The organism is Aliihoeflea sp. 2WW (genome assembly GCF_000497755.1).
Classification (GTDB): domain Bacteria; phylum Pseudomonadota; class Alphaproteobacteria; order Rhizobiales; family Rhizobiaceae; genus Aliihoeflea.
Map to the genome: position 1 here is coordinate 1 of NZ_AYOD01000057.1, position 2,434 is coordinate 2,434.

Sequence of the window (2,434 nt, forward strand, 5' to 3'; positions counted from 1 at the left end):
CTCCCTCCCCCTTGTGGGGAGGGATAAAGGGTGGGGGTCAATTCAAGAAAAAGCCCGCGCCGCAGCGCGGACCGCACCCTCACGCCATCGCCATCCGCACGTCGCGGAACGACACCAGGCGGCGCTGCTGCTCGTCCCACAGGACCAGCTTCACGCAGCGCAGGCTTTCCATGAAGGTGATGCGGCCCATGTCGCGCAGTTCGGGGTGGTGCTCGAGGACTTCGGGCAGACGGTAGAACGGCACCTTCGACGACAGATGGTGGACGTGGTGGATGCCGATATTGCCGGTGAACCAGCGCAGAACCGCCGGCAGGTCGTAATGCGAGGAGCCGTGCAGCGCGGCCTGCTGGAAGTTCCAGTCCTCCTGCTCGCTCCAGTGCGTTTCCTCGAACTGGTGCTGGACGTAGAACAGCCAGACGCCCGCCGTCGCCGCCATCAGCGTGATCGGAAGCTGGACAAGCAGGAATGGCCCGAGGCCCATCAGCCAGATCAGCAGCGCGGCGGGGATGGCGATGCCCAGATTGGTGGCCAGCGTCGAGGTCCAGGGCGTCAGCCCTGCGCGCATCAGGCCGAAGGGCAGGCGGTACTGGCAGATGAAGAGCCAGGCCGGGCCGATGCCGAACATGACGAGCGGGTGGCGGTAGAGCCAGTATCTGGTGCGCCCCCAGCGCGACAGGGCGCGGTATTCGGCGACGGTCAGCGTGTCGATGTCGCCGATGCCGCGCTGGTCGAGATTGCCGGTCGTGGCATGGTGGACGGCGTGCGTGCGGCGCCAGTAATCATAGGGCGTGAAGGTGAGGACGCCGATGATGCGGCCCGTCCAGTCGTTGAGACCGCGGCGGGCGAAGAGCGAGCCGTGGCCGCAATCATGCTGCAGCATAAAGAGGCGCACGAGGAAGCCGGCGGCCGGGATCGTCAGCACCAGCGCCCAGTAATGGCCCTCGACCACGAAGAGCGCGGTCACGGTCCACAGTGCGACGAACGGCAAGATGGTCACGATGAGCTCGAAGGCGCTGCGGGCGGTGCTCGGTTCGCGGTAGCGCGCAAGCACCTTGGTCCAGGCGCGGGCCGCCTGCACGGCATCTGGGGTCGTGGAATGGGACGTCATCGGATTCCAGGCTGCAAGAGGAACGTCGACCTGCCGGAACATGTGACGCGCGAAATGTTCGGAAGGGGTAGACCCCGATCACGGCCGAAGAACGGCGCAGCGCGAATTCAACTCCCCTCGCCCTGCGTAGTCGCTCGCGGCAGGCGGCGCAAGCACGCCCTTCGTCGCGTCCACGCAAATCGTCCCGAACGTCAGCTCTCGGCGCGTCGCGCGGCTTCGATGATTTCGCCGAGGAGGGCATGCAGATCGTTGCGGTGGCCGCTGCGCGCCGACGGGCTCGCCTCGTCGGACGTCATCACGACGTTCAATTCGAGTTCGGGCACGATGTAGAGCATCTGCCCGCCATAGCCCCAGCCATAGACGACCTCCGCGCCGGCGATCTCGCGCAGGAACCAGCCATAACCGTAACCGTCGCCGTTGAAGCGCGAATTGGTGCGCGGCTGCCAGGAGGTCTCGATCCATTCGGCCGAGACGAGGCGCTCCCCGTCCGGCGTCTCGCCGCCATTGCGGTAGAGTTCGCCGAACGCGGCGAGCGAGCGCGGCGTCATCGCCATCTGGTTGCCGCCGAGATAGATGCCCTGCGGATCGCGCTCCCACGAGCCGATGCGGAAACCGTCGAGCGGGCCGAGCCAGTCGCGCGCGAGTTCGAGCGTCGAACGGCCGGTCTCTTTCGTCAGGATGGCGGAGAGGAGATGCGTCGAGCCGGTCGAATAAAGCATCCGCCCGCCCGGCTCGTCGTCGAACGGCATGGCAAGCGCGGCACGCACCCAGTTACGGCTCGACACCCAGCGCCCGTAATTGCCGCCGGAGGTGCGCCCGAGCCCCGCCTGCATCGAAAGCAGATGGCCGATCGTGATGTCCTCGACGCGCGGATCGGCGTCGCCCGGCAGATCGTCGGAAAGGAGCGGCGCGATCTTCTGGTCCGGACCTTCGAGCACCCCCCTGTCGATGGCGATGCCGACCAGCGCCGAGACGATCGATTTCGAGGCCGACTTGATGTTGGTCGAGTCCGTGACCGAATTGCCGCGATAGCCGCGCTCGGCAACGATCTCGCCATTGCGGGAAATGATCACGGTTTCGAGGGGCTCGAGGGCTTCGGCCTCGTCGAGAAGGGTTTCGAAGGTCGGGGGCTCGTCCTGCGCGACGGCGGGGATGGCGAGGATGGAGACGAGGGCGAAGGCGAGAAGGGCGCGTCTGTTCATGGAAGCGAGGTAGGGAGCGCGCACGGCGAAATCATGGGCGTCACGGCAATGTGACAGGTGATTGTGGGGAATGTTTTTCGAAGGGGACCCCCACCCTTTATCCCTCCCCACAAGGGGGAGGGAG

Annotated in this window: 2 protein-coding genes; both read right to left on the reverse strand. The window is 66.2% G+C overall.

Going from position 1 to position 2,434, the window contains the following annotated elements; all coding sequences use genetic code 11:
- Window positions 1–79: 79 nt before the first annotated feature.
- Window positions 80–1,108 (reverse strand): fatty acid desaturase, encoded by a 1,029-nt coding sequence (locus tag ALII_RS0119515; RefSeq protein ID WP_024588897.1) that lies wholly within the window; start codon window positions 1,106–1,108, stop codon window positions 80–82.
- Window positions 1,109–1,299: 191 nt separating this feature from the next.
- Entirely contained in the window at window positions 1,300–2,310 is a 1,011-nt protein-coding gene (locus tag ALII_RS0119520; RefSeq protein ID WP_024588898.1) for a serine hydrolase, read from the reverse strand.
- Between the last annotated feature and the right edge of the window lie 124 nt (window positions 2,311–2,434).